The 281-nt window shown below is 64.1% G+C and carries 1 protein-coding gene; it reads right to left on the bottom strand.

The annotated features are described in order from the left end of the window. Positions 1-281: DDE-type integrase/transposase/recombinase (locus tag GQE99_RS12410; protein ID WP_161351954.1), on the bottom strand; the 281-nt coding region annotated here is incomplete at both ends.

The following is a 281-nucleotide window of genomic DNA, read 5'->3' as shown; positions in this document are numbered from 1 at the left end:
CGCACGCCGGATCGGCGGAGCCGGTCGGTCCAGGCGAAGGACGTGAACTGGCTGCCCTGATCCGTGTTCATGATCTCGGGCGGGCCGAACTTGTGGATGGCCTCGTTCAGCGCTTCGACGCAGAAGTCGGCCTCCAGGGTGTTCGAGATCCGCCAGGACAGAACCTTGCGCGTGTGCCAGTCCATGATCGCCACGAGATATAGGAACCCGCGCCGCATGGGCAGGTAGGTGATGTCCGAGCACCAGACCTGGTTCGGACGATCCACGCGCAGCCCTTTCAG

This window comes from Maritimibacter harenae (genome assembly GCF_009882975.1).
GTDB lineage: Bacteria > Pseudomonadota > Alphaproteobacteria > Rhodobacterales > Rhodobacteraceae > Maritimibacter > Maritimibacter harenae.
This window is presented reverse-complemented; position numbering and strand designations above follow the sequence as displayed.